Consider the following 23636-nt stretch of genomic DNA (forward strand, 5'->3'; position numbering starts at 1 on the left):
CCCTCGGCGACGAGGGAGCCCGCCGGCGATAGGTCCGGCCTGTCAGTAGCGCGCCCGCGTCAGGCCCTCGATGTTGGGCAGCGGATCGGGCTGCGTGACCAGCTCGCTCGGCCGCTTCTCGTAGAAGGCGTTCCCCCCCGCCGTAACGACGTAGTGCATGTTGTCGTAGGGCGCGTTGTAACTGGCGGCGTGGAAGAACTCGGCCCGTCCCACGTGCGGGTGCCGCTCACCCTGCAGGACAGCCGCCGCCGCCTCCTTCGCCAGCGGAAGGCCGCTGTCGGTCATCCGCCGCCGCATCACGCCGGGTGCGAACTGGCGGGGCTGGGAGACCACGCCGCAGACCGTGTCCGGATATTCCGATGAGGCCACGCGGTTCATCACGACGCTGCCCACCGCGACCATGCCGTCGCGGCTCGACCGGTTGGATTCGAAATACATCACCCGCTCCATGCAGGCCGCGTCCCGGTTGGGACGCAATCTGCCGCAGGATGACAAGGTTGCAGTTGCAAGAAGAAGGAGCGCGATCACGCGCCCGGTCGATCGGAGAGTCATGCCTGTACCGCCTGCTTCTGCCGGTTTGCCCGGCTTTATGGGAGCAGCGTAGCCAAAGGCGGGCGTGTCGATCAATCCCCTTGGGTGGCCTTCGTCGGGGAGGCCTAGAACTCGACGAGGCAGCGCAGGCCGGCGGGGATCTCGTGGTTGGGGTTGGCGAGGTCAATCTGAAGCCCGAAAGTCCCGCTTGCCGCGTCGAAGACCCGGTCGATGACGCTGATCGTGCCGACGTGGCTGCCCTCCAGCGGTGGTGGCGTTACGATCGTCGCCTCCGCGCCAACCTCCACCTCTCCGAACACGGACACGGGCAGGAAAACCTGCACATGCAGCGGATCGATCTGCGCCAGTTGCAGCACGGGACTGTTGGGGTCGGCATATTCACCGGCGGAGAGGTTCGTTTCCACCACGATGCCGTCGATCGGGCTGTGGATCGTGCGCCGCTCCAGCGTTTCCCGCGCCCGCTCCAGTTCGAGCTCGGCGATACGCTTGCGCATCTGGGCGAGCGACAGGTCACCGAGGGCGACTTCGACGCTCGCCTCGGCTTCCTCGAGATCGTTGGCCGCGCCGATGTTGCGTTCAACCAGCGTCTGCGCGCGGGCGCGCTGGCTTTCGGTCAGGTTCAGGCGGGCCTGCTGGGCGACGATCTCCGCATCGCTGACAGCGCGTTCTTCGAGCAGGCTGATCGTCGTTTCCTCCACGCGGCTCTCGAGCCGGGCAAGCACATCCCCCGCGGCCACAACATCGCCACGCCGGACCGGCACCTCCTCGACGAGACCACTTTCCGGGCTCGCGATTTCGACTGTCTGCGCGGGTTCGATGACGCAGTCGTAGCTGACCTGCGCGGCCGCGGGCGTGGTGAGGAAAGAGGCGATCAGCAGGTAGCGCATGTCATTCACTCCGGTCGGCCGCTGAAGGCGAGCATGGTATCCAGTCGCTTGTCATGCTGCATCAGGGACCTGCGGGCGCGCAAGTTCGCTCGTGTCGCGAGCCGCTGCGCGAGGCGGAAGGCCCGCAGCGCGGCGAGGCGACCGACGGGTCCCGGCAGCCGGGCAAACCGGGCCGACGGGGTCTTGCGGACCGTCGAGAGCAACGTTTCATCGGCGGAGAGGATCGTCTCCGCCGAGCCGGGCTGCCCCTGCCGCGCGGTCCGTCCCTGAAGCTGCCGGTCGATCCTCGTGGAATCGTGCCGCTCGGTCAGGATGACATGTAGCCCCCCTGCCCTCAGCACGTCGTCGTGCACGGTGATGTGGGTGCCCCGTCCTGCCATGTTGGTCGCGACGGTGACCCGCCCGGGCTGGCCAGCCTCAGCGACGATGGCCGCCTCGTCGGCGTCCTGCAGGGCGTTCAGAACGGAATGGGCGACACCGGCCCGTGCAAGCGCGGCGCTCACCGCCTCCGATGCCGCGACAGTCCGGGTACCGAACAGGACAGCGCGGCCTTGCGACGACAACTGCCCGGCCCGCGCGGCGATCACGCGCAGCTTGCGGTCCTGATCGCGCAGGACCCGCGTTGCCCCCCGGCGCAGACGGGAGCGCTTACGCGTGGGCACCCGCAACGTGCCGAGCTTGTACGTATGGGCAAGTTCGCCTGCCACTTCGCGCGCCGTGCCAGTCATGCCGGCGAGCTTCATGTAGCGACCGAAGAAGCGTTGGTAGGTCAGACGCGCGATGGTCAGCTTCTTTGGTGTGACCTCGACGCCCTCCTTCACCTTGATAAGTTGGTGGAGCCCGCCGCTCCACGACCGCTCCGGCATCAGGCGGCCAGTATATTCGTCGACGATGACGATCGCCCCCTCGCTTGTCAGGTAATGGTCGCCCTTCAGGAAAACAGGAACCCTTCCGGGTCGAACACCGGCACACGCAGGGCGAGCGGATTGGCGACGCTCATCATCCGCTTCTTGCGCCGCATCTGGCGGCCCCGGTCGGTCTCGTCGATGTCGGGGGGCATGTCGCCCATCAGCACGTCGGCGGAATGCAACTGCGCCATGAGCGAGATCACCTCGTTCTGGCTGAGCGCGTCCGAGTCGAGCTGTTCACAGGCCGTGTCCCAGGCTTGCTGCACGGTGTGTCGCCCGTCGAACATCGACATCACGAAGTAGCGTTCGGGCGTGAAACGGTGAAACCGGCCGGAGGTCCGGTCCTGCATCACGTACCAGAGCTGTCCGCGGTAGTGTGTCCGGAATAGCCGCGCGTGCTGTCTCAGCCGGGGCCGGAGGTTGGCGACGCGGTGCCACTGATCGCTGTGGAAGCTGTCCGACATATCAGGGCTGCATCCGCCACCAGGTCATCCGCAGCCAGTCCACGAAGCGACGGGTCCAGACCTTCACAACGAGACGTTCTTCCACCACGGTGCGCGCCGCGCCCTCCATGCTGGGGGCGACCCAATCGGGCACGGTTTCGAGCGAGGCTTCGACGCGGAAGAAATTGCGGCCATCGCTCTGCTCGGCGATCGGGGTGATGCGGGCGACCTCGTAGGGGATCGACGTGTCGGGCCGTGTCGACAGGCGCAGCGCGCCGGACTGGCCGGGCGCGATCTGCGCGAGGTCGCGTTCGTCGACTTCGAGAACGACGCGGTAGGCGTCGAGCGGCGCGATCTTGAACAGCTCCTCGCCACGTTCGACCGAGGCGCCGATGCGCTGGCTCAGGTCACCGTCGACGACGAAGCCATCGAACGGCGCGCGCAGGCGGGTGCATGAGAGCTGCTCATCGATCAGGGCGAGTTGCGCGTCGACCTGCTTGATCTGGCTACGCATGATGTTGGCTGTCGACATCCCGCGCGTTGCCATTTCTTCGAGGTGCGTCGCCGCGATCTCCTCGTGCCGGTCACAATGCTGTCGTCGTCATCAAAGCCGAACGGAAAGGCCATATGAAATGCTTCCGGGCGAGCACACCAAGCGAGAAGAGACGCCTGAAATTGGCACCCCATCGACTACATCCTGTTGAAACTCGTCCCTAAACTTCGAGCAGGCCAAAGACCGGCCGCCCTCTTAACCGCAAGGTCCTTGCTGTCCCCACAACGATGGACATTGCTTACTTTACGTTAACCGAAACCTAACTCTGCGCTCAAACGAAGAGAAACATTATTTCTCGCGAACTTCCCCGAACGCCGTGTCAATTGCGAACGCCGAACATTGCGAGCGATTCTCCGTAAGTCGCGCAAAATGCGTGCTTTCTGCCATGACCGGCCACAAGCGGCGCAAATCACGACAGGGAAGTCCCGCCACGAATTGCTCCGGGCGGGACAGGATCGACCTCAAGTTTCTATGTACAGGTCGCGGAGACTGCCCGGATTGTTTAATCCTTGGCCCCAATCCGCTTGCGTGACGCGGCATCGAACAGATGCACGGTTTCCGGCGCGACCGAGACCGTGATGTGCTCGCCTGGTCTCGCGGTGATGCGCTCCCGGAAGGCGACGGTCACGGTCTGGCCGGCGAACTCGGCCATCACCTGCGTCTCCGCGCCAGTCGGCTCGACAGTGACGACTTCCATGTCGAGGCCCTTGGGGTCCAGACGGAAATGCTCCGGCCGGATGCCGAGCACGACCTCGCGGCCGTCGTGGCCGGCGCCGAGCGCACCGATGGGCAGCCGGGTGCCGTCGGTCGCCACGAACGCGCCTTCGACGATGCGGCCGGGGAACTGGTTCATCGCGGGGGAGCCGATGAAGCTTGCTACGAAGAGATTGCCGGGCGCGTCGTAGAGCTCCAGCGGCGTGCCGATCTGTTCGATCACGCCGTCATGCATGACGACGATCCGGTCGGCCATCGTCATCGCCTCGATCTGGTCATGGGTGACGTAGACGGTCGTCGTGCCGAGCCGCTGGTGGTTGCGCTTGATCTCGGAGCGCATCTGCACCCGCAGCTTGGCATCGAGGTTCGAGAGCGGCTCGTCAAACAGGTAGACCTGCGGATTGCGCACGATGGCGCGGCCCATGGCGACACGCTGCCGCTGACCACCCGACAGCTGCTTGGGGTAGCGGTCGAGATAGGGATCCATCCCCACCATCGCGGCCACGTTCGCGACCTTTTCCTTCACCTCGGCCTTCGAGGCTCCGGCGAGTTTCAGCGAGAAGCCCATGTTGTCGGCAACGGTCATGTGCGGGTAGAGCGCGTAGTTCTGGAACACCATCGAGATGTCCCGCTGCGCCGGGGCGAGGCTGTTGACGACTTTTCCCGCGATCGAGATCTCGCCCGAGGTGATCGGCTCCAGCCCCGCGATCATCCGCAGAAGCGTCGACTTCCCGCAGCCCGAGGGGCCGACGAGGATGACGAACTCGCCATCCGGAATTTCCAGCGAGACGCCGTGCAGCACCTCTACCGCGCCGTAGACTTTGCGGGCCTCGCGTATGCTCATCGCACCCATCGTGTTACCTCCCCTTTTATACTGTCAGGTCGCCGGCCCAGTCCGCGCGCTTGGTGGCGCGGCCGATGCCGGGGTTGAAACTGTTGGTCGGATCGAGCGCCCGGTAGAACTGCAACAGCTCCTCGGGCGCCTTGTAGGAATGGCCGAAGTTGTGCTCGGCCGGGTAGCGCGCGCCGCGCGTGTCGAGCGTCGCAAGCAGCTTGGCCTTCACCACATCGCAATCGACGCCGCGCCGGACGAAATATTCCTGGTGCAGGACGTGGCAGAAGAAGTGCCCGCAATATTGCTTTGCCACGAGATCGCGCTCGATCTCGTCGGGCAGAACTTCAAACCAGTCGGCGGTGTTGCGCGGCAGGGCGATGTCGAGCGCGACGATATCCTCGACTTCCCTGGCGTGGACCGCCCGGTAGCGCACGACGCCACCGCCGACGGCGAAGCGCAGCAGGAAGGCATCCTCGGCCTCCCGTGCATCGCATTCGAACACATCGCCCGACCGGGACGGAAAGCGGCCGGCGAGACAGGCGCGGGCCTCTGCCGCGCCCTCGGCGGTCGTCTTGAGCAGCAGGTGATGCGCGTAGCGGTCGCGCCAGTCCTCCAGCCGGGGGGGAACCTGTCGGGGCAGCAGGCGCGAGAGGCCTTGGAGCAGGTGATCCGACAGGCGCGGGCCGAGGCCGATCGCGTCGGTCACGCCGTCGATCCAGCTCTTGACCGCGAAAGCGCGGGGCACGTTGCGTGTCCCGAAGCGTTTGATGAACCAGAACAGGTCCTTGCCGTACGTCCGCGACAGGTCGAAGGCAGTCGCGTGCAGATATTCACCGGCGATCGGCAGGTGCTCGAAGTCGCTCAGCACATCGCGCCGCAGCGTGGCGAGCTCGTCCGGGTCGTTCGTGCCGATGTAGAAGACCGCCGGCTCGGGATCGGCTGCGAACGTGTCGAGGCGGAGTGCGAAGACCGCGAGGTGACCGGCGGACCCCGACGCTTCGTGCAGCCGTCGCGGATCGGCGTTGAACCGGGCCGGAGTCGGCGCGCCGACATCGCGGACGTGATGGGCGTAGTCCCGGTCGGAGGCGGCGGCGTTGCCGCCATTGCCGACGTCTTCGGGCGCCACGTCCCATGCCTCCAGACGGCGCAGTATGTCCTCCGGCCCGGTGCCGAGGTCGATGCCGAGGTGATTGACCAGCTCCAGTCGACCCTGCGCGTCAATCCGGGCGAAGAGCGCCATCTCGGTGTAGGCGGGGCCGCGCCGCACCAGCGCGCCGCCGGAATTGTTGCAGACGCCGCCGGTCGCGGTCGCGCCGATGCAGGAGGACCCGATGACGGAGTGCGGCTCCCGACCGAGAGGGGCGAGTTTGCGCTCCAGCCCGTCCAGCGTGGCCCCCGGCAGGCACACCACTTGCGCGCCGTCCCCGATCAGCCGGATCGCGGCCATGCGCATGGTGTTGATGATGACGACCGGACGATCGTACCCATCTCCGTCCGGGGTGGAGCCGCCGGTCAGGCCGGTGTTCGCCGCCTGGCAGATCACGACGACGCCGGCGTCTGCGCAGCATTGCAGGACCCGCCACTGTTCCAGCGGCGTGCCGGGACGCACGACGGCGAGCACGGGCCCGTCGCCCTGGCGGTAGCCACGGCGGAACCGCCGGGTGGCACGCGCGCCGACATGCACATGACGCCGCCCGACGATCCCGCGGAACTCGGAGATGAGGCTCTGCATGCCGGCGCTCCGGGTCCCTGCGCTACTCGGCCGCCTTCTGACGCAGGACGGACGGCGCGTAGTCGTTGAACGCTTCGTGGCCTTTGCGCAGCGAGCCGTCTGCCTCAATGAAGTGGAGGCATTCGGGAAGGCCGACCGGGCCGTATTCGTCGCGGTGAAGGTCCGAGATCAGGCTGTGGTGCAACGCATGGACCGTGAAGCCGATGCCGCGCTTCGACAATTCGTCCAGCGTGAAGCGCATCACCTCCACATGCTTGGCGTCGTCACGCGCGCCCCAGACCGTCTCGGATGCGATCAGGCCCTTGCCGACGGAGTCGGCGAAGGCGAGCGTGTCCTCGACGAGCTTGATGAAGCCCTCCTTCTTCGTGACCTGCATCTGCGCGGCCTTGCCGTTCCAGACGTAGTAGGGATGGAAGGACAGGATATCGACCCACGGCTCGGTCGCCTGCACGGCGGAGAGACCGGGGTAGTTGCCGATGGTGATCGGCTGGCTGGCCCCGAGCATCCGCACCTTGTCCGCCAGCCACTTGAGCCACTTCAGCTCCGCCGCGCGCAGGGGGCTGTCGGCATCGTCGACATATTCCCCCATCAGCGGCTCGTTGCAGAGGTCCCAGCAATAAATGCGGTCGTCGTCCTTGTGCGCCCCGATCACGGCGTCGAGGAAGTCGGCATGGACCTCCTCCACGATGGTCAGTTCGCGGCCCGCCGGGTCGGCGGTCGAGAAGAGATCGTCGGAGTGGTTCCAAGCCGTCGCCCAGGGGATCAGGTGTTCGAGGCCGACGCCGCCGAAGTCACAGACCGGATCGCGCCAACGGTTGAAGAGCACCGGCATCACCTTGATGCCGTGGCCGGCGAAGATGTCGAGCCCGGCGTCGAGGTTCGCCATGAACCGCTCCGGGTTCCTCTGGTAGCTCTCGTTGGACAGCCACCAGCGACCGACGTTCCACTCCGGGAAGTAGCGCTTGCCGCGGGCGATCTCGACCGACATCAGGCCGTGGTCGTGGTAGTTCCACACCTCGAGCCCACTGCTGCCCCATGATCCGTCGTAGTTGAAACCGAAGACTTCGCTGGTATCCATCTCTTCTCTCCCTTGTTTGCCCCGACCGCTCAGCGGCGGTCGTCCTCGTCCACGAGGATGAGCAGTTTTCCCGTTCCCGGTGCGTTGGCCAGAAGCGCCGCGTAGGCCTCTTCCGCGTCCGACAGTCGGTAGCGTCCCGTGACGAGCGGAGCCGGTCGCAACCGCCCCCGCCCCAGCATTTCGAGCATGTCGCCCCAGACCCCCGGACTGCCGAGCGAGCCGGTGAGGGACTGGTCGCTCACCACCATCCGGTCGATGTCGACGGCGTGGGCGGCGCAGCCCGTCAGGCTCACCGCAACCAGCCGGCCATTGCTGGCGAGCCGCCCGAGCCCGGCCTCCAGCCCGTTGCTGTTGCCGCTCGCCTCGATCACCACGTCGAAGGCTTCGCCCTCTTCAGCCGCGCGAGCGCCGATCGCCGCGACGCGCGCCATGCGGGCGGCGTCGGGCTCCAGCACGGCGACGTCGGCCCCGTAGCGGTCGAGCGCGATGGCGGCAGCAAGCCAGCCGATCGTGCCCGCGCCGACGACGAGGATGCGGTCGCCCTCCTGCCAGTTGCCGCGCATCACCGCGCGCAGCGCGACGGCGGCGGGTTCGGCGAAGACGGCATCCTCTGTCGCGATCCCCTCGGGCACCTTGTGGGCGGAGGCGGCGGGATAGCGGAAGTAGCCTGCCATCGCCCCCTCCTGCCCCATGATGCCGGTCTCGGCCCGGCTGTCGCACTGGTGGTAGTCGCCCGACGCACATTTCCGGCAGGTTCCGCAGCCGATGGAGCATTCGCCGACCACGATGTCGCCGGTCGCGAAGCCCGTCACCCCCGGGCCGACGCAGGCGACCTCTGCCACCCACTCGTGCCCCGGCGTGAGCGGCAGGCTGGTCCGCCCCTCGCGCAGATAGATCATGCTGCCGTCGGCGAGCTCGGCGTCCGTGCGGCACAGCCCGACTGCGAGCGGTGCGAGCAGCAGGTCGTCGGGGCCCGGCGCCGGCATCGAACCGGCGACCAGCTCCACCCGGCCGGGGGCCGAAATCAAGAGACGTCTCAAGGCTGTTCCTCCTATTGCCCGGCCAGCGATCCGCCGATCCCGCCCACGCTGAAATAGCGGTTGAGGAAGGAGAAGATGATCACCGGTGGCAGCATCGTAACGACGGAGACGGCCATGACGGCACCCCAATCGGTGGAGGTCTGCTGGAAGAAGGACTGCAGGCCGATCGGCAAGGTGAAGCCGGTGTCGGTCTTCAGGAACACGATCGCGACGAGGTAGTCGTTCCACGACAGCAGGAAGGTGAAGATCGCGGTCGACAGGACGCCCGGCAGCGAGTTGCGCAGGACGATCCGCATGAAGCCACCGAAGACGGAGCAGCCGTCGATCCAGGCCGCTTCCTCGAGCGCGGCGGGGATCGTGTCGAAATAGGCCGCCATCATCCATGTCGCGACCGACAGCGATCCGGCGACGTAGATGATGACAAGCGCGCCGAGGTGATCGGCGAGCCCGAGGCGCGCGAACAGCATGAAGAGCGGAATGACGGCGGTGATGATCGGCAGCGACTGAACGACGAACAGCAGCAGCGAATAGCCCTGGACCAGCTTGTTGCGCCCGCGCGAGATCACGTAGCCTGCCGGCGCAGCGACGATGATCGCCGCCACAACGGTGAAGAGCGACACCAGCAGGCTGTTGATGAGCCAGTCCGCCACGAGCGTCTCGCGGAAGACATGGACGAAGTTGGAGAAGCCGAGGCCGATGGCGTCGGTGCCCGGTCGCGGGCGGAGCGACAGAAGGACCGTCGCCCCGATCGGCAGCAGCGCGATTACGGTGAAGCCGTAGACGATGCCGGTGCGGGCGAGCTTGCTCGACAGGATGGTCATGCCGGGCCTCCCGATTTGCGGATCTGGCGGAACAGGATCAGCGAGACGACGACCATCGCGGCGGTCATCATCAGCGCGATCGCCACACCGGGACCCGTCTGGAAATTCTGGAACACCAGCCGATAGGCCAGCACGATGAGCGAGGTCGTCGCGTCGATCGGTCCGCCCGCGGTCAGCAGGTAGATGGTGGGAAAGTCGTTGACGCAGAAGATCGTCATCAGGATCCAGCTGATGTAGGTGGTGCGCGCCGTGAGCGGCAGCGTGATGTAGCGCAGCCTCTGCCAGCCGGTCGCCCCATCGATGGAGGCCGCCTCGTAGACACTGCGATCGATCCCCGACAGAGCCGCCGACATGATGAGCATCATGAAGGGAAAGCTGCACCAGACCTTGAAGACGCAGACCGTGATCGCCGCCAGCAGCGGATCGGCGAGGAACAGCGGCGTCTCGAAGCCGAGCATCCGCGCCAGCGTCGGCATCGGCGAATCCGGCGTCGCGACGAGCCAGTTCCATGCCATCGAGGACACCACGATCGGCACGACCCAGGGGAGCAGCAGAAGCACCTTCACGGTGCCTCCGCCGTAGACCCCGGCGCGCAGGAGCAACGCCAGCGCCATGCCGATCAGCCAGCTCCCCGCCACGCCCGACACCGTGAAGATCGCGGTGAACCGGACCGAGTGCCAGAAGTCCGGGCTTTGCAGGACCTTGGCGAAATTCGACAGCCCGACAAACTCGCCCGGCGAGATCAGCGTGCCGTTTCGCACGGACTGAAGCGCCGCGTAGAAGACCGGGTAGGCGTTCAGCAGCACCAGCAGCAGGACCGATGGTGCCACGAGGAGGAGGAAGAGTCGTCCGCGGCCCGCGCTCCAGTCGTCGCGGGGGATCTCTCCCCCGCTCTGACCGGTCAGCGTCCGCGCGACGTTCGGCTGGTCGGCATGGCTGGTCATCGCCGGCTCACACCAGCTCGCGCAGGTCGGACTCGAGCCGCTCGAGCGCGGCCCGCGCTTCGGTCCGGCCCTGCAGCATGGTCTGGGCGAAGCGCGTGACCGCCTGCCCCGCGTCGATCGAGGCAAGCGCGGCGAAGGAGGCGCTCGACCGGGCCGCCATCGGCTTGCAGACCGGCTGCCATTCCTCGATGACCTTCACGGCTTGCGTGCGGGCGCGGAAGACCTCCGTCTCGGTGATGGAGCGCAGCGCCGGCAGCGACGGTGCCCGGCCCGCCGTCCATGCATGTTCGAGGTTGTTGACATACCAGAACATGAACTGCTCGGTCTCTTCGCGCGACGGGCTGTTGGCGTACATCATCAGGTTGTTGACGTAGTAGGCCGACCCCTTGTCGCCGTGCGGACCGGCGGGCGGGCTCATCACCACGAGGTCGCCGTCCGTCTCGCCCAGCACTTCGTCGAGGCCCGGCGTATGGTAGCCGAGGCCCGCCTTGCCCGAGCGCCACATCTGGTCGAGGTTGTCGGTCGAGTAGCTGATCGAGGCGGGGTCGATCATTCCATCGACCGCCATCTCGCGCACGAATTCCATCGCCTCGACGTTGCGGTCGAACAGCACGTCGAGCTCGCCTTCTTCCGTGAAGAGACCGCCGCCGTTGTTGATCATGAGCGCCATCATGGAGTGGTAACCGAAGTTGTTGTTCGGGCCCGCCCCGGTGGCGAAGGCATAGACGTCCATCGCCTTCAGCGCGCGCCCGACTTCGAGCCACTCGGCCCAGGTCGTCGGCGCCTCGACACCGGCCTGGTCGAGCAGCGACTGCCGGATCCAGACCGGGCGGACGTCGAGGTTCCACGGAATGCCGACATAGCCTTCGGGCGTCTTCAGCGCATCGAGCGTGCCCGGCAGGAAATCGTCGATCTTGCCGGACTCGGTCAGCATCTCGATGACGTTGTCGGCGTAGATCACCTGGCCCTGCTCGGCGAACTGGAACGCCTGGAACGCGCCGCCGGTGCTGGCCGCGGGGCCGGTGTTGGAGGCGAGCGCCGAGGCGAAGACCTGCTGGAAGTTCGCCCACTGGATCGCCTGATAGGCGGTCGGGCCGGCCTCGTAGCCCTCGACCATCTCCTTCATGGCGTTGTTGTAGGTCGTGCCGCCCCACGGCATGTCCCAGAACTTGATCGGCTCGCCCTGTGCGAAGGCGGCGCCCGCACCCATGCTGCCGGCGGCCATGCCGACGGTCGTGGTCCCGACCAGCGACATGAATTCGCGGCGGTTCAGACCCTTGGTGAAATTGTTCATCTTGTCCTCCTCTCTGCGGTCACCCGGCCACTTGGCAAGGCGATCCCGTTTGCCGGAACGCCCTTCGCGCCCGGCATTGTCCACTCACGTCCCGTGACCGTTTGGCTTACTGTCGTCCCGGCATCCGCCGCCTCTGCGCCCTGACCTTTGGGCGCTTTACCTCCTGTGGCGGCCGGTGTACGAAAAGTAAATCGTGATTCACTTTTTGGCAAGCGTCATTTTGCCAGAGGCGGGAAACGGCGGTAAAAGCTTTGAGTGACAGTCGCTTGGCGCGACGGGCGGGACGAAAGGACAGGACGCGGGATGGAGGAAACGAAGCGGGCCCGGGGGCCCTACAAGACCGGACAGAAGCGGCGCGCGAAGATTCTTCAGGAGGCCGTCGAGGTGTTCGGCACCTACGGCTACAGCGCCGGCTCCCTGCAGGAGATCGCCCAGCGCGCCGGCATCACGCCAGGTGCGATCATGCGCCATTTCGAGAACAAGGCCGAACTGCTGGTCGAGGTCCTGCGCCACTGGGACGACGCGCAGCGCATCGACGAGAAGCGGCACGTCGGCCTCGCCTACTTCCGCAGCCTGCGCGACGTCACCGCCAACAACGTCGCGCACCGTGGCTTCATGAACCTCTATTTGACGCTCTCGATCGAGGCGAGCCGGGAGGATCATCCGGCCCACCCCTTCGTCGCCGAACGCTATGGCCGCACGATGGAGGTCTTCACCCGCCACCTGCGCGAGGCGATCGAGGGTGGAGAGGTCGCCGAGATGGACGACGCCACGGTGGAGTACGAATCCCACCTGCTGATCGCGGTGCTGGACGGGTTCGCGTTGCAGTGGATGATAGATGACCGGGTCGATCTGCTGGCGATGATCACCACCTATGTCGACGCGATGATCGCCCGCTGGAAAGCCGGGGAGACCTACCGACAGGGCTGACCGGCCCGCTTCAAGATGGCGACGGGCCGGCTGAAATCGTCAGGCCGCCCGGCGCCAGTTCGGAAAGGGATCGGGCAGATCGGGCAGTGCGTCGGGCCCCGTCGCGAGTTCCTCGGAAACGAGGCAAGCATCGAGCCGGGCCTTGAGTGCCGGCCAGTCGATCCCCGACCCGATGAACACGATCTCCTGCCGCCGATCGCCCCACGGCTCTTGCCAGTGCGTCGCGATATAGTCGCGGGCGCTCGCGTGATCGGGCCAGCGCTCCTTCGGCACCGCCGCCCACCAGGTGCCGAGCGGCGTGACGGAGGACAAGGCCCCGGCAAGCGAGAACTCCGCAACCCAGTCGGGCCGGGTCGCGATCCAGAAGTGACCCTTGGCGCGGATCACGCCGGACAGCGACCCGTTCAGGACCGACAGCAACTTCTCGGGAACGAAAGGACGGCGAGCGCGGTAGACGTGGCTCGTCACACCGTATTCCTCGGTCTCCGGCACATGGTCGGCGAAGCCGTAGAGCTCTTTCGCCCACATCGGGTGCTCATGCGCCGACTCGAAATCGAACAGCCCGGTGTCGAGGATCGCGCTGGCCGGCACATCGCTGTGGTTCGTCTCGATGATCCGGGCGTCCGCGTTCAGGCTGCGGATGATCTTGCGCGCGGCGTCGGTCTTCTCCGGCCCGGCGTCTGCGACCTTGTTGAGAACGATGACATCCGCGAACTCGATCTGGTCGGTGAGAAGATGGACGAGCGTGCGCTCATCCTCCGCGCCGAGAGTCTCGCCCCGGTCCTTCAGAAGGTCGTGGCCGGAAAAGTCGTTCAGCAGGTTCGCGGCATCCACCACGGTCACCATCGTATCGAGCCGGGCGAGGTCGGCGAGGCTCTGCCCCTGCGCGTCACGGAACTCGAAGGTGGCGGCCACCGGCAGCGGTTCGGAGATCCCGGTCGACTCGATCAGCAGGTAGTCGAACCGCCCGGCCCCGGCGAGGCGGCGCACCTCGTCGAGCAGGTCATCGCGAAGCGTGCAGCAGATGCAGCCGTTCGACATCTCGACCAGCGTCTCGTCGGTACGGCTGAGCTCGGTATCGGCGCGGACGAGGTCGGCATCGATGTTCACCTCGGACATGTCGTTGACGATGACCGCCACCCGGCGGCCATCACGGTTGTTCAGGACCCGGTTCAGCAGGGTCGTCTTCCCTGCCCCGAGAAATCCGGAGAGGACGGTGACGGGAAGGCGGGTGTCAGGCATGGCGCGGCCTTTCGCTTATGGTGTGTCCGTCGCATTGCCGAAGGCGCTCCGGCGGCGACTGGCGCACCGTATGTTATGTTATAACATAACACAAGCGATGAGAGACCGTCCGCATCCTATTCGTCCGGGTCCACCTCGAAGCTGAAGCTCGACACACCCCGGATACGCTCGGAGAAGGTGAAGGCCCGGTTGATCGGCGGATAGGCCCGCGAGGCGCAATTCTGCCGTTCGCAGAGGTAGCAGTTCACGCCGATCTCCACCGGCTCGACGGCGGAGAGGTCCATGTCCCGTGCGTAGATCAGCCTTGGCGCGTAGGCGATGTCGCAGCCCAGTCCGATCGCGAACCGCGCGGCGGGGTCGGAATAGGTGCCGAGTTGCCGTGTCACCGCCCGCGCGATGGAGAAGTAGCGTGTCCCGTCGGGCATCCCGATCACCTGCGTCTGCATCTTGTCGGGCGCCTCGAAGCAATTGTGGATGTTCCAGAGCGGGCAGGACCCGCCGAACTTCGAGAAGTGGAAGCGCCCCGCGCTGAAACGCTTCGACACGTTCCCCGCCTTGTCGACCCGGACGAAGAAGAAGGGCACGCCCCGCGCCTCGGGCCGTTGCAGGGTCGTCAGTCGGTGGGCGGTCTGCTCGAAGCTGGTGCCGAAGCGCTGGCAGAGCAGTTCGACATCGTAGCGCTCGCTCTCCGCCGCTTTCTGGAACCGACCATATGGCATCAGCAGCGCGGCGGCGAAGTAGTTCGCGAAGCTCGTCCGCAGAAGTGGCCGTGCCTCGTCGGACAGTCGCGCCGCGTCGCATTCCGCCTCGATCAGCGTCTCGTATTCCAGCCGGGCGATCTGCACCGCGATCTGGAAGCGGCGCCCCGGCTGGTCGAGCCGTTCCGACAGGTTCAGGTGCCGCCGGTGCGGGTCGCGCCACATCAGCTGTCCGGGCATGACATCCTGCGGCAGGATACGCACCCGGTAGCCGTGCCGGTCCCGCAGCCTGTCGTTCAGCACGATCTGCGGCTCGGCGCTCGAGATCTTCAGCTCGTCGGCCAGCGCCTCGGCGGCGCGGTCGATCGAATCGACATGGTTCTGCCGGGCGTGGAAGTGGGCGCGCACCTCGTCCACCGGCCGCGCGGATTGTTCGAGCAGCTCCACCTTGTCGCGATCGGAGAACGGGTTCTCCTCCGAAATCGCCGCCATCGCCATATCGCGATAGCGCTCGTGCAGGCGCAGAACAGCCCGCGCCAGGGCAGGCGAAAGGTTCACGGCTTCCTCCACTTCGGTGCGGGGGATGCTCTCTCCGAAAACCGGGTCTTTCAGCGCGGCCTCAAGCGCGCCCTGAAGCTGCAGGTCGCCACCGCCCGCGATCTCGGTCATCGAGAAATCGTAGACCTGCGAGAGCTTTAGCAGCAGCTTCGCACTAACCGGCCGCTGGTTGGACTCGATCAGCGTGATGTATGAGGCCGACACATCGAGGTCCTGCGCCATCTGCGCCTGAGTCAGCCCGAGCGACCGGCGCAAGCGCTTCAGCCGCGCCCCGATGATCAGCTTCTCCCCCCGCTCCGCCATGACAATCCTTACAAGTTTCCGCGCCGCGTCATTACAAGCCTGACAGGCTAACCCCTTTGCGTGACAGGCCATATTCCCTGCCATCAGTGACATTACTAACCTTACACCATCACGCAGGAAAGGGAGAGGCATGACCCACCGCAAGACATACGAAGCGACCCGGTCCGAGATCGCGGCCCGCTATCCCGACGGTCGGACGCCGAACGGCATCTCCGTCGACGACATCGTCCAGCTCCGGCTGCAGAACACCTGGAGCACGCACCTCGAGATCGCTCGGCAAATGGCGACGGTGATGCGGGCGGACATGGCGGCCTATGACGCCGATCCGACGCAATTCACCCAGAGCCTCGGCTGCTGGTCCGGGTTCCACGCCCAGCAGATGATCAAGGCGGTCAAGCGGATGCGCGGCACCGCAAAGGGCACCTACGTCTACCTGTCGGGCTGGATGGTCGCGGGCCTGCGCAACCGGTGGGGCCACCTGCCCGACCAGTCGATGCACGAGAAGACCGCCGTCGCCGACCTGATCGAAGAGATCTACACGTCGCTTCGGCAGGCCGACGAAGTCGCGATGAACGACCTGTTCCGCGCGCTGAAGACGGCTCGAACAGACGCCGAACGCGCGGACATCATCGAACAGATCGACACTTTCGAGACGCATGTCGTGCCGATCATCGCCGACATCGACGCGGGCTTCGGCAACGAGCACGCGACCTACCTGCTGGCGAAGGAGCTCATCAAGGCCGGAGCCTGCTGTCTTCAGATCGAGAACCAGGTTTCCGACGCGAAGCAGTGCGGCCACCAGGACGGCAAGGTCACCGTCCCCCGCGAGGACTTCATCGAAAAGCTGCGCGCCTGTCGTCTCGCCTTCGAGGAACTGGGCGTCACGGATGGCGTGATCGTCGCGCGAACCGACAGCCTCGGCGCAGGGCTCACCCAGAAGGTGCCGGTCAGCCGTCACCCCGGCGACCTCGCCTCAGGCTACATCAAGTGGCTGAAGACGGAGGCGATCACACCCCGGTCGCCGATCGCGGACGGAGAGCTCGCGCTCTACCGGGACGGAGCGTTCGTCCGTCCCGTCCGCCTGCCGAACGGCCTGTTCCCCTTCCAGGAGGGCACAGGGCGCGCCCGTGTCATCGAGGATTGCATCGCCAACCTGACCGAGGGCGGGGCCGACCTCCTCTGGATCGAGACGGACACCCCGAACGTGGACGAGATCGCCGCGATGGTGGCCGAGATCCGCGAGGTCGTGCCGACCGCCAAGCTCGCCTACAACAATTCGCCGTCCTTCAACTGGACGCTGAACCTGCGCAAACAGGTCCGCGCGCAGTGGCTCGAGGAGGGCCGGATCGACGAGGGCGAGTATCCCGAGGGCAATGCGCTGATGCGCCCCGAGTTCGACGATACCGACCTCGGCGTCGAGGCCGATGCGCGGCTGCGAAACTTCCAGCACGACATCTCGACCCGGGCCGGCGTGTTCCACAACCTCATCACGCTGCCGACCTACCATCTGACCGCGAAGTCGGTGGACGAGCTCAGCCGTGGCTACTTCGGCGCGGACAAGATGCTCGCCTACGTGAAGACCGTCCAGCGGGAGGAGATCCGCACCGGCATCTCCGCCGTGCGCCACCAGCACGAAGTCGGCTCCGACCTCGGAGACACGTTCAAAGAGATGGTCTCCGGCGAGCGCGCGCTGAAGGCCGGCGGCCACGCCAACACCATGAACCAGTTCGCGGCCGAGTAGACCGCCCTGCCCCGGCCCTCGGGCCGGCGGCTGCCAACGCCAGCAAGAGGATGCAGACAATGAATGCCAACCCCGATTTCGAGCGCGTCCAGCGCCCCGAGACCGACGCCCAGACCCGCGCCATCCACCGCGTCGCCGACGCGGTTCACCGCCTGAACGAAGCCGTCCAGCGCGCCGTCGGCGAGGGCGTCTCGGTCGAGCTCGTCCGCGTCTCCCGCCACCACAGCGGCACCGGCGCATGGGGCGACCAACTCGTCCCGACGGTGCGGGAGGCTGCGAAGGTTGCATTGACTTCGGAGTAGATAGAAGCCCCGCAGCGTTTCACGCCGCGGGGCCGTTGTTTACGGTGCAAAGACGCGATCGGGCCGGGATCAGACCAGCTGTTGCTGCGGCATTCTCTGCTGCCATGTCCGCGATTGAGAGGTCGGCACCGCCCCGTCGATCCCATCGGGGCGCGGGTCGGCGTCGGCTCCTGCGAAGACCACGTTGCGGGCGAGGTCGAACTGGTGCGAGCGGCTCTCGAGGAAGTGCATCAGATAGCCGGCTGTGTTCGGGAAGACCACGATATCGCCGATCGCGACGCCGGCGGGGAACACCATCTCGCGGAGGACGAGGAACTCGGATTCCGTGCAATAGGTGCCGGTGAGGTAGCCGCGCATCTCTTCTTCCTGACGGTCCGCGCCGGTCGGGATCAGGATCGGGTCCACCATGACCTCCTGAAAGCCGGTGCGGAACTGGGTGCGGTTCATCGCGAGACCGATCATCCAGTTGCCCTCGCTGTCCCGCTTGCGATGGACCACGCGCGCCGCCGTGAGGCCGCACCCGTCAAGCGCGCTTCGGCCGGGTTCGCAGCGCAGGCGGATGCCGGAACTGACGAGGGCCTGGGCAATCGTGCCGGTCCCTGCCGGCGTGTCGAGGACCGAGGCGAGCCAGTCGTCCTGCACAAGCGACTGTGCGACGGGATAGGCGTCGGGCGCGCCACCGTCGCGCCGGCCCAGCCCTTGGTTATGGAAGGTGACGGGCTCTGCGTCGCCCGCAAGCGCCCTGTCGTGAGCGTCGAGGAAGGTGGAGAGCTGATCGGGCTGTTCGAGGTACGACATCGGGATACCGCCGCCGATGTCGATATAGGGCGAGCCGCCAACGGATTTGCGCAGCCGGTCGGCATGAGAGAGTAGCGCGACAAGCGCCGAGGACCGCTGCGCCGAGTCATACCCGTTCAGGTGAAAATGGACGCCACCGAACGACAGTTCAGGCATCTGGTCGAGGGTGTCGAGCAGCTCCGGCAGGTCCGACACCGGAAAGCCGAACCGGGAATAGAGCTTTCGCCCCTCGTGTTCGAACCCGGACAGCCGAAGGCCGACCGACGCCCTGCGACCGAGCTCCCGCGCACGGGCCGCGACCAGGGCCAGCTCGTCATGATTGTCGAGCATGATCTCCGCGCCGTGGCCGATACAGGCGTCGATCATGTCGGCCTGCTTGATCGCGGCGGTGCAGACGATCCGGCCGCCACGGACACCCGCGTCGATGGCCTGAACGACTTCCGCCTCGCTGGCCGTGTCGACGCCCCAGCCATAGTCGCGGGCCGAGGTGACGAAGGACAGGCACTTGTTGGCCTTCCGCGCGAAATAGGGTGTCAGCTGCACGCCGCGCGACTTCGCGACATCGACGAACCGCGCCATGTTGCGCTGGAACGGTGCGACGGCATGGATGTTCACCGGTGAGCCGTAGGTGTCGACCGCGCGACGCAACCAGTCCGGGGACATGGCCTCCTGCATCCAGGGCTCCAGCCGGGCGGTGAGCGGGACGGCCCCGTGGCAATGGCGGGTCGGCGTGGTCATGTCTGGTGTGCTCCTATGGCGGGTGACGGTTCCATTGCGCGGGCCGCGACGCGGGCGGCCCAGCGATCGTTGAGTTGGTGCAGCGACCTGTTCAGCGTGTCGTTGCCGAGGACGTCGACCTCGGTGAGCCGTCCGGTGACGGAGAGACCTTCCGCGCGGCCATTCAGGCCCAGCGCGCATCCATCGCGGTCGATGGCGATCGTGCCGAAATCGTTGCGACGGAGGGTGCCGTCGGCCAGCAGCCCGGAAACAGGCCCATCCGGGTCCACGGCGCTGGCGGCGGGCAGCGTGGCGTCGATACCGGGCATGGAATGGTCCGAGAGCCTGCCAAAGGTCACCAGACCGGCTTCGGACAGTGCGACCAGCCGCGCGACGTTCAGTGGGGGCGGGCCGAAGGCGATCCGCTCCATCTCTGTCGTGAGGCTCCTGAAATCCGGTCCTGCCACCGGATCGAGGCCGCCGTGACTGACGGTGCGGACAAGAGCCGGGTAGACGGCGCGCCACGTGAGGCCGAGCAGGTCCGGGATGTCAGGGGTACTGACGCCGGTTGCCGCGTCGCGTGAGTTGCGGAGCAGGTCTTCGATGTCGTCGTGACCGGGGAGGCTCGCGCTCCAGTCCGTCAGCCAGTGACGTGTGCTGCCCGGCATCCGTCCCAAGAGATCATCGACGACGAAACAGATCGGCGCGAGCAGCTCTCGCTCGATATTCCTGAGGGTATCGAGCGCGGCGATGGCCGCGGCGAGGTTCGTCGTTGCGGCCTCGAAGCCTTGGGGCAGCTGTACCCGTGACAGATCGGCCTTCGCCAGCATCGGCCGCCCGGTGCGCGAGCGCAGGTCGATGCGGGCGGGCTCCTGCCCCGAGGTGCGATAGGTGAGCCCGTTGCCGGTGTCGTCGAACGCGCCGCCCCGCCCGACCGTCAGCGCGAGCACGGCGTCGATCGCGGTCAGGCCGAACCCGCGCACCGTGACGGGTGAGCCGGCCGGGACCCGCTCGGGCGACAGTTGCGTACGCACCGGGAACACCTTGCCGCCCTCTGCCGTGCCCTGCCAGTTCTGGTGGCCGGTCGCGATCATCACTTCGTCGAACAAAGTACTGTCCTGAGCCGTCGCAACCGACCATCGAGCGCCCTGCCGCGCAATACCGGTGACACGCCTCGGCCGGATCTTGATCCGGACATTGCGCGGACAATTCCGACGGACGAGGGCGAGGCAATCGGTCAGGTAGCGACCGACGTCACGTCGCGGCGGAAACCCGTCGGGCGCCACGCGGTCGGGCGCTTCCGTCGCCGCCCAGTCGAGGAACGAGGGCCGCCCAGACTTGGCGGGCCAGGCGTCGATGTGGCGCGCGGCGAAGTTCATCAGCAGGTAGCCGGGCTGCGCGGGATCATAGACTAGCCCGGCCGCCGGAGTCGGTGCAGGTTCGAACAGGGTGATGTCGACCCTGCCCTGTTGCCCGCGCACGGCCTCCGCCAGCGCGTCGAGGCAATAGAGCCCCTTTGGTCCGCAGCCAACGATCGCGACGCGGACCGGCTCACCTCTCATCAGCACCGACCATGCCCGCAAGATCCTGTGCCGAGACTCCGAGCGTGCGTTCGACCCACTCGTCGTTGAAGACCGTGTCGAGGTAGCGGGTCCCGGAATCGTGCAGGATCGCGACGACCCGCTTGCCCCTGAGCTGCGCACGGCGGGCGCGGACAGCTTCGAGCACGCCGCCCGCCGAGCCGCCGACGAGCACTGCCTCACGCTGCGCGGCGCGGCGGCAGCCGACGACACAGGTGAGGTCGGACACGCGTTCGAGACCATCGAACCGCTGTCCCTCGGCCAGGGCCGGGATGCGTCCCGCCCCCATACCCGGAATGTGTCGGGGGCCGGCCGTGCCGTCGAACAGGCAACTGCCCTCGGCATCCACCGCCACGACTTCCGTCTTGCGGCCGCGCCGTTCCAGGAAGTCGCGGCAGCCACGCGCAGTGCCGGTGCTGCTGGTGGCCACGAACAGCGCGTCGACTGTGCCACCCAGGATATCGTCGATCTCCTGCATCGTCCCTTCGGTGTGGGCGGTGGGATTGTCGAGGTTGGCATACTGGTTCGTCCAGAACGCACCGGGTGTCTGGTCGAGCAATTGCCCCACCGCTTCCATCCGCGCGGCGAGGAAGTCGCCGTCGATCGGATCGGTGACGAGGTGGATTTGCGCCCCGAGCGCGCGCATGATCGCCACGTTTTGCGGCTGAGCCTTCGGGTCGACGACGCAGATCAGCTTCAGCCCGTGAACCCGGCAGGCCTGTGCGAGGCCGATGCCCATGTTGCCGGACGTGGACTCGATCACCGTCGCGCCCGGCGTCAGGTCACCACGCCGCAGTGCCTGTTCGATCATCTGCCGTGCCGGGCGATCCTTGGCGGAGCCGCCGGGGTTGGCGGCCTCGTACTTCACGATGAGTTCGACATCCGGATCGCCGAGATAGCCCGTGAAACGCACCAGCGGCGTCCCCCCGACGAGAGAGAGAATGCCGGGCGCGATGGCACGGTCGGCAGCCGCCGCCTTCGTGATCTGGATGTTCATGCTGCAACTCCTGCTGATCGACCCGAGGGCCACCGAACGCAGCAGACTGCGCGGGAGGTCATCGGTTCTGACTAAACTCATGCGGTACGGGATCGGGTCCGACGGTGGTCCACCAAAGCTGCCCGAGCGTTGCCGACCGCTTGCTTCCCCCTGGTCATTCCCAAGAACTGACCATTTCGAAACAACGGCATCATGCAGTTGGTTCAGCTAACATTTGTAGGGAACGGGTGCTTGCCGATGCGCCCGCCGCAACGCAATTATGCCGCCATGAAGATTTCGACCGATCTGGCCGCCACCGACCGGCGTGGAATGCTCGCCCAACTGGACCCCGAGCAGTGGGACCGGCTGCGCGCGCTCTGCTCCGATATCCGCAACATCCCGCCCCGCACGACGATCTCGGTCGCGGGAGAGCCGCTCGACCACAGCCTGTTGCTGCTCGACGGGATCGCGGTGCGCTATGTCGGGTCCGGCCCCAGTCACCGGCAGATGGTGGCGCTGCAGGTGGCTTACGATTTCATCGACCTGCACGCCCTGCCCCTGCAGCGCCTCGACCACGACGTCGCGACGCTCACCTCGGCGACGCTCGCCGTGTTCCCGCACGACGCGCTGCAGAGGCTGGTGACCGAGGACAAGGAGCTGGCGCTGCGGCTCTGGCGGATGACGCTGATCGACGCGGCGATCCACCGGCAATGGACCTACCGCGTCGGCGGCCTGCGCGCGCTAGCCGGGATGGCGCATTTCTTCTGCGAACTCGACTACCGCCTTGTCAGCTCCGGCCGCGGCGGAGAGGACGGCTATCGCCTGCCTCTGACGCAGCTCGACCTCGGCGACATCGTCGGTATCTCCGAAGTGCACGTCAATCGCACCCTCCGGCAGCTGCGCGAGGCGGGGCTCTGCACCTTCCAGAACGGCTTCCTGCAAATACACGACCGCCCGGGTCTGAGCCGTACCGGCCACTTCGACGCCAGCTACCTCTACGGCGGAGATGCGGTGCCGTAGGCCATAAGCCGCCCGCCCCGGCAAACCTTTGTTGGCATTCTCTTCGGCGACACATCTCCTACGTCTCAATACAGATCAAGGAGGTCATTCATGCCAGCCAGAGGTTTCTCTCAACCCGATCCCGGCACGGTGGCGTTGATCGCCACGCCGCAGGCGCCCGAGACTGCACGTTCCGCAACTGCGTCGACCGTGCGCCGCTACCTCGTCGAGGCCGCCGCGCGGGCTGACGTCACATCTGCCGAGATCGACGCTTTGCTCTACATCGCCTATGCGATGCACGAAGCGGCCCGTGCGGATCACCGTCCGTTCCGCCCGCCACTCGATGCCCCGCTCTGCGACGAGCGCCCGGTCGCGGGTCCCCTGCAGGCGCCGACCTTCGCCTCTCTCGCCGATCCACTCGTCAGCGCCGACCCGGTTCCGGAGTTCGACCGCGAACTCGCCACGCACCTCGACGCGCTGACCGACCGGGTCTGCTACCGCTTCCTCGAGCTCGTCCAGGTCGGAACGCAGGACTTCATCGAGACCCACTCGACCGCGTGGCGCACCGTCCGGGAGACCGGCGGCGCATTGGACGGCAGCCTCGTGGCGCTCGCTCCGGCGGACATCGCGGAGGATGGCCGCACCTTTGCGGCGTACTGGATGGGGTGATCGCGCTAACGGGGCCCAGCACAGAGCGTCCAGCGCCCCTCAATCGGTATCCACATTCACAGGAGCGATCGAGAACCCCGGCCACGCGTTGGCAGCATCGGGATACTCTGTGACGCAGTCTAACCGACTATCGCCGATCCATGACAAACTCACCGTAAATCCTAGACGGAGCGAGGCGAACAAAGCGTTCGGCGCGCTCTTAGCCCCAAGTCAGTGTCAGAAAGACGCGTCAGCACACGGAGCTTGGCCAAGCACGGGTCCGCTGAAGCGATTGCATGCTTGAACCAGCTCGCTGTCATCCGCGGGCCGCGCGCAAAAAGCT

22 protein-coding genes are annotated in these 23636 nt (G+C 66.5%); 5 read left to right on the forward strand and 17 right to left on the reverse strand.

Annotated features, from left to right (window positions below):
- Positions 1–42: 42 nt before the first annotated feature.
- From I8N54_RS11390 to I8N54_RS11445, 12 genes are all read right to left on the reverse strand, one after another.
- Positions 43–552, reverse strand: a complete 510-nt coding sequence (locus I8N54_RS11390) for a cell wall hydrolase (RefSeq protein ID WP_140192444.1) — start codon at positions 550–552, stop codon at positions 43–45.
- Positions 553–656: 104 nt separating this feature from the next.
- A complete protein-coding gene (locus tag I8N54_RS11395) occupies positions 657–1439 on the reverse strand; it encodes an efflux RND transporter periplasmic adaptor subunit (protein ID WP_140192443.1) in 783 nt (260 codons plus the stop codon).
- Between the two features lie 5 nt (positions 1440–1444).
- Complete coding sequence (locus tag I8N54_RS11400) at positions 1445–2374, reverse strand: preprotein translocase subunit SecA (RefSeq protein ID WP_140192442.1); 930 nt, start codon at positions 2372–2374, stop codon at positions 1445–1447.
- Positions 2371–2811: a hypothetical protein gene (locus tag I8N54_RS11405; RefSeq protein ID WP_197097413.1), complete on the reverse strand. Its 441-nt coding sequence runs from the start codon at positions 2809–2811 to the stop codon at positions 2371–2373. Before I8N54_RS11405 ends, I8N54_RS11400 begins: the two co-directional genes overlap by 4 nt.
- Position 2812: 1 nt before the next feature.
- Positions 2813–3361 carry an HlyD family secretion protein gene (locus tag I8N54_RS11410; protein WP_269434068.1) on the reverse strand — a complete coding sequence of 183 codons (549 nt, stop codon included), beginning with the start codon at positions 3359–3361 and terminating at the stop codon, positions 2813–2815.
- Between the two features lie 484 nt (positions 3362–3845).
- Positions 3846–4910: an ABC transporter ATP-binding protein gene (locus I8N54_RS11415; RefSeq protein ID WP_140192440.1), complete on the reverse strand. Its 1065-nt coding sequence runs from the start codon at positions 4908–4910 to the stop codon at positions 3846–3848.
- Positions 4911–4926: 16 nt separating this feature from the next.
- Positions 4927–6624: a D-lactate dehydrogenase gene (gene dld / locus I8N54_RS11420; protein ID WP_140192439.1), complete on the reverse strand. Its 1698-nt coding sequence runs from the start codon at positions 6622–6624 to the stop codon at positions 4927–4929.
- Between the two features lie 22 nt (positions 6625–6646).
- Positions 6647–7702 carry a glycoside hydrolase 5 family protein gene (locus I8N54_RS11425; protein ID WP_140192438.1) on the reverse strand — a complete coding sequence of 352 codons (1056 nt, stop codon included), beginning with the start codon at positions 7700–7702 and terminating at the stop codon, positions 6647–6649.
- Positions 7703–7731: 29 nt separating this feature from the next.
- A complete protein-coding gene (locus tag I8N54_RS11430; RefSeq protein ID WP_140192437.1) occupies positions 7732–8742 on the reverse strand; it encodes a zinc-dependent alcohol dehydrogenase in 1011 nt (336 codons plus the stop codon).
- A gap of 11 nt (positions 8743–8753) precedes the next feature.
- Positions 8754–9563, reverse strand: coding sequence for a carbohydrate ABC transporter permease (locus tag I8N54_RS11435; RefSeq protein ID WP_140192436.1), 810 nt, complete (start codon positions 9561–9563; stop codon positions 8754–8756).
- Positions 9560–10507 (reverse strand): carbohydrate ABC transporter permease, encoded by a 948-nt coding sequence (locus tag I8N54_RS11440; RefSeq protein ID WP_140192435.1) that lies wholly within the window; start codon positions 10505–10507, stop codon positions 9560–9562. The genes I8N54_RS11435 and I8N54_RS11440 overlap by 4 nt, the downstream gene beginning before the upstream one ends.
- A gap of 7 nt (positions 10508–10514) precedes the next feature.
- Positions 10515–11801: an ABC transporter substrate-binding protein gene (locus I8N54_RS11445; protein ID WP_140192434.1), complete on the reverse strand. Its 1287-nt coding sequence runs from the start codon at positions 11799–11801 to the stop codon at positions 10515–10517.
- Between the two features lie 303 nt (positions 11802–12104).
- Between I8N54_RS11445 and I8N54_RS11450 the strand changes: the two genes are divergently transcribed.
- Positions 12105–12731: a TetR/AcrR family transcriptional regulator gene (locus I8N54_RS11450; protein WP_140192433.1), complete on the forward strand. Its 627-nt coding sequence runs from the start codon at positions 12105–12107 to the stop codon at positions 12729–12731.
- A gap of 39 nt (positions 12732–12770) precedes the next feature.
- Here the strand turns inward: I8N54_RS11450 and I8N54_RS11455 are convergent, their stop codons facing one another.
- Both I8N54_RS11455 and I8N54_RS11460 read right to left on the reverse strand, forming a co-directional pair.
- Positions 12771–13973, reverse strand: a complete 1203-nt coding sequence (locus I8N54_RS11455) for a GTP-binding protein (RefSeq protein ID WP_140192432.1) — start codon at positions 13971–13973, stop codon at positions 12771–12773.
- 116 nt (positions 13974–14089) lie between these two features.
- A complete protein-coding gene (locus tag I8N54_RS11460) occupies positions 14090–15532 on the reverse strand; it encodes a helix-turn-helix domain-containing protein (RefSeq protein ID WP_140192431.1) in 1443 nt (480 codons plus the stop codon).
- Between the two features lie 130 nt (positions 15533–15662).
- On the opposite strand from I8N54_RS11460, the gene I8N54_RS11465 reads away from it, so the two are divergent.
- Entirely contained in the window at positions 15663–17273 is a 1611-nt protein-coding gene (locus I8N54_RS11465) for an isocitrate lyase (RefSeq protein ID WP_140192430.1), read from the forward strand.
- A 59-nt stretch (positions 17274–17332) separates the two neighbouring features.
- Positions 17333–17575 carry an SMc00767 family acetate metabolism repressor gene (locus I8N54_RS11470; protein WP_140192429.1) on the forward strand — a complete coding sequence of 81 codons (243 nt, stop codon included), beginning with the start codon at positions 17333–17335 and terminating at the stop codon, positions 17573–17575.
- Positions 17576–17644: 69 nt separating this feature from the next.
- Here the strand turns inward: I8N54_RS11470 and I8N54_RS11475 are convergent, their stop codons facing one another.
- Genes I8N54_RS11475 through sbnA form a run of 3 tightly spaced genes read right to left on the reverse strand, consistent with a single transcriptional unit; the run spans position 17645 to position 21667 of the window.
- Positions 17645–19111, reverse strand: a complete 1467-nt coding sequence (locus I8N54_RS11475) for an alanine racemase (protein ID WP_140192428.1) — start codon at positions 19109–19111, stop codon at positions 17645–17647.
- Complete coding sequence (locus tag I8N54_RS11480; protein WP_140192427.1) at positions 19108–20652, reverse strand: FAD/NAD(P)-binding protein; 1545 nt, start codon at positions 20650–20652, stop codon at positions 19108–19110. The genes I8N54_RS11475 and I8N54_RS11480 overlap by 4 nt, the downstream gene beginning before the upstream one ends.
- Entirely contained in the window at positions 20642–21667 is a 1026-nt protein-coding gene (gene sbnA, locus I8N54_RS11485; protein ID WP_140192426.1) for a 2,3-diaminopropionate biosynthesis protein SbnA, read from the reverse strand. Before sbnA ends, I8N54_RS11480 begins: the two co-directional genes overlap by 11 nt.
- Positions 21668–21934: 267 nt before the next feature.
- Here sbnA and I8N54_RS11490 point away from each other — a divergent pair, with 267 nt between their 5' ends.
- Both I8N54_RS11490 and I8N54_RS11495 read left to right on the forward strand, forming a co-directional pair.
- A complete protein-coding gene (locus tag I8N54_RS11490) occupies positions 21935–22666 on the forward strand; it encodes a Crp/Fnr family transcriptional regulator (RefSeq protein WP_140192425.1) in 732 nt (243 codons plus the stop codon).
- A 90-nt stretch (positions 22667–22756) separates the two neighbouring features.
- On the forward strand, positions 22757–23314 hold the full coding sequence (locus tag I8N54_RS11495; protein WP_140192424.1) for a hypothetical protein: 558 nt from the start codon (positions 22757–22759) through the stop codon (positions 23312–23314).
- Positions 23315–23636 lie beyond the last annotated feature (322 nt).

The organism is Pelagovum pacificum, assembly GCF_016134045.1.
Lineage (GTDB): Bacteria > Pseudomonadota > Alphaproteobacteria > Rhodobacterales > Rhodobacteraceae > Oceanicola > Oceanicola pacificus_A.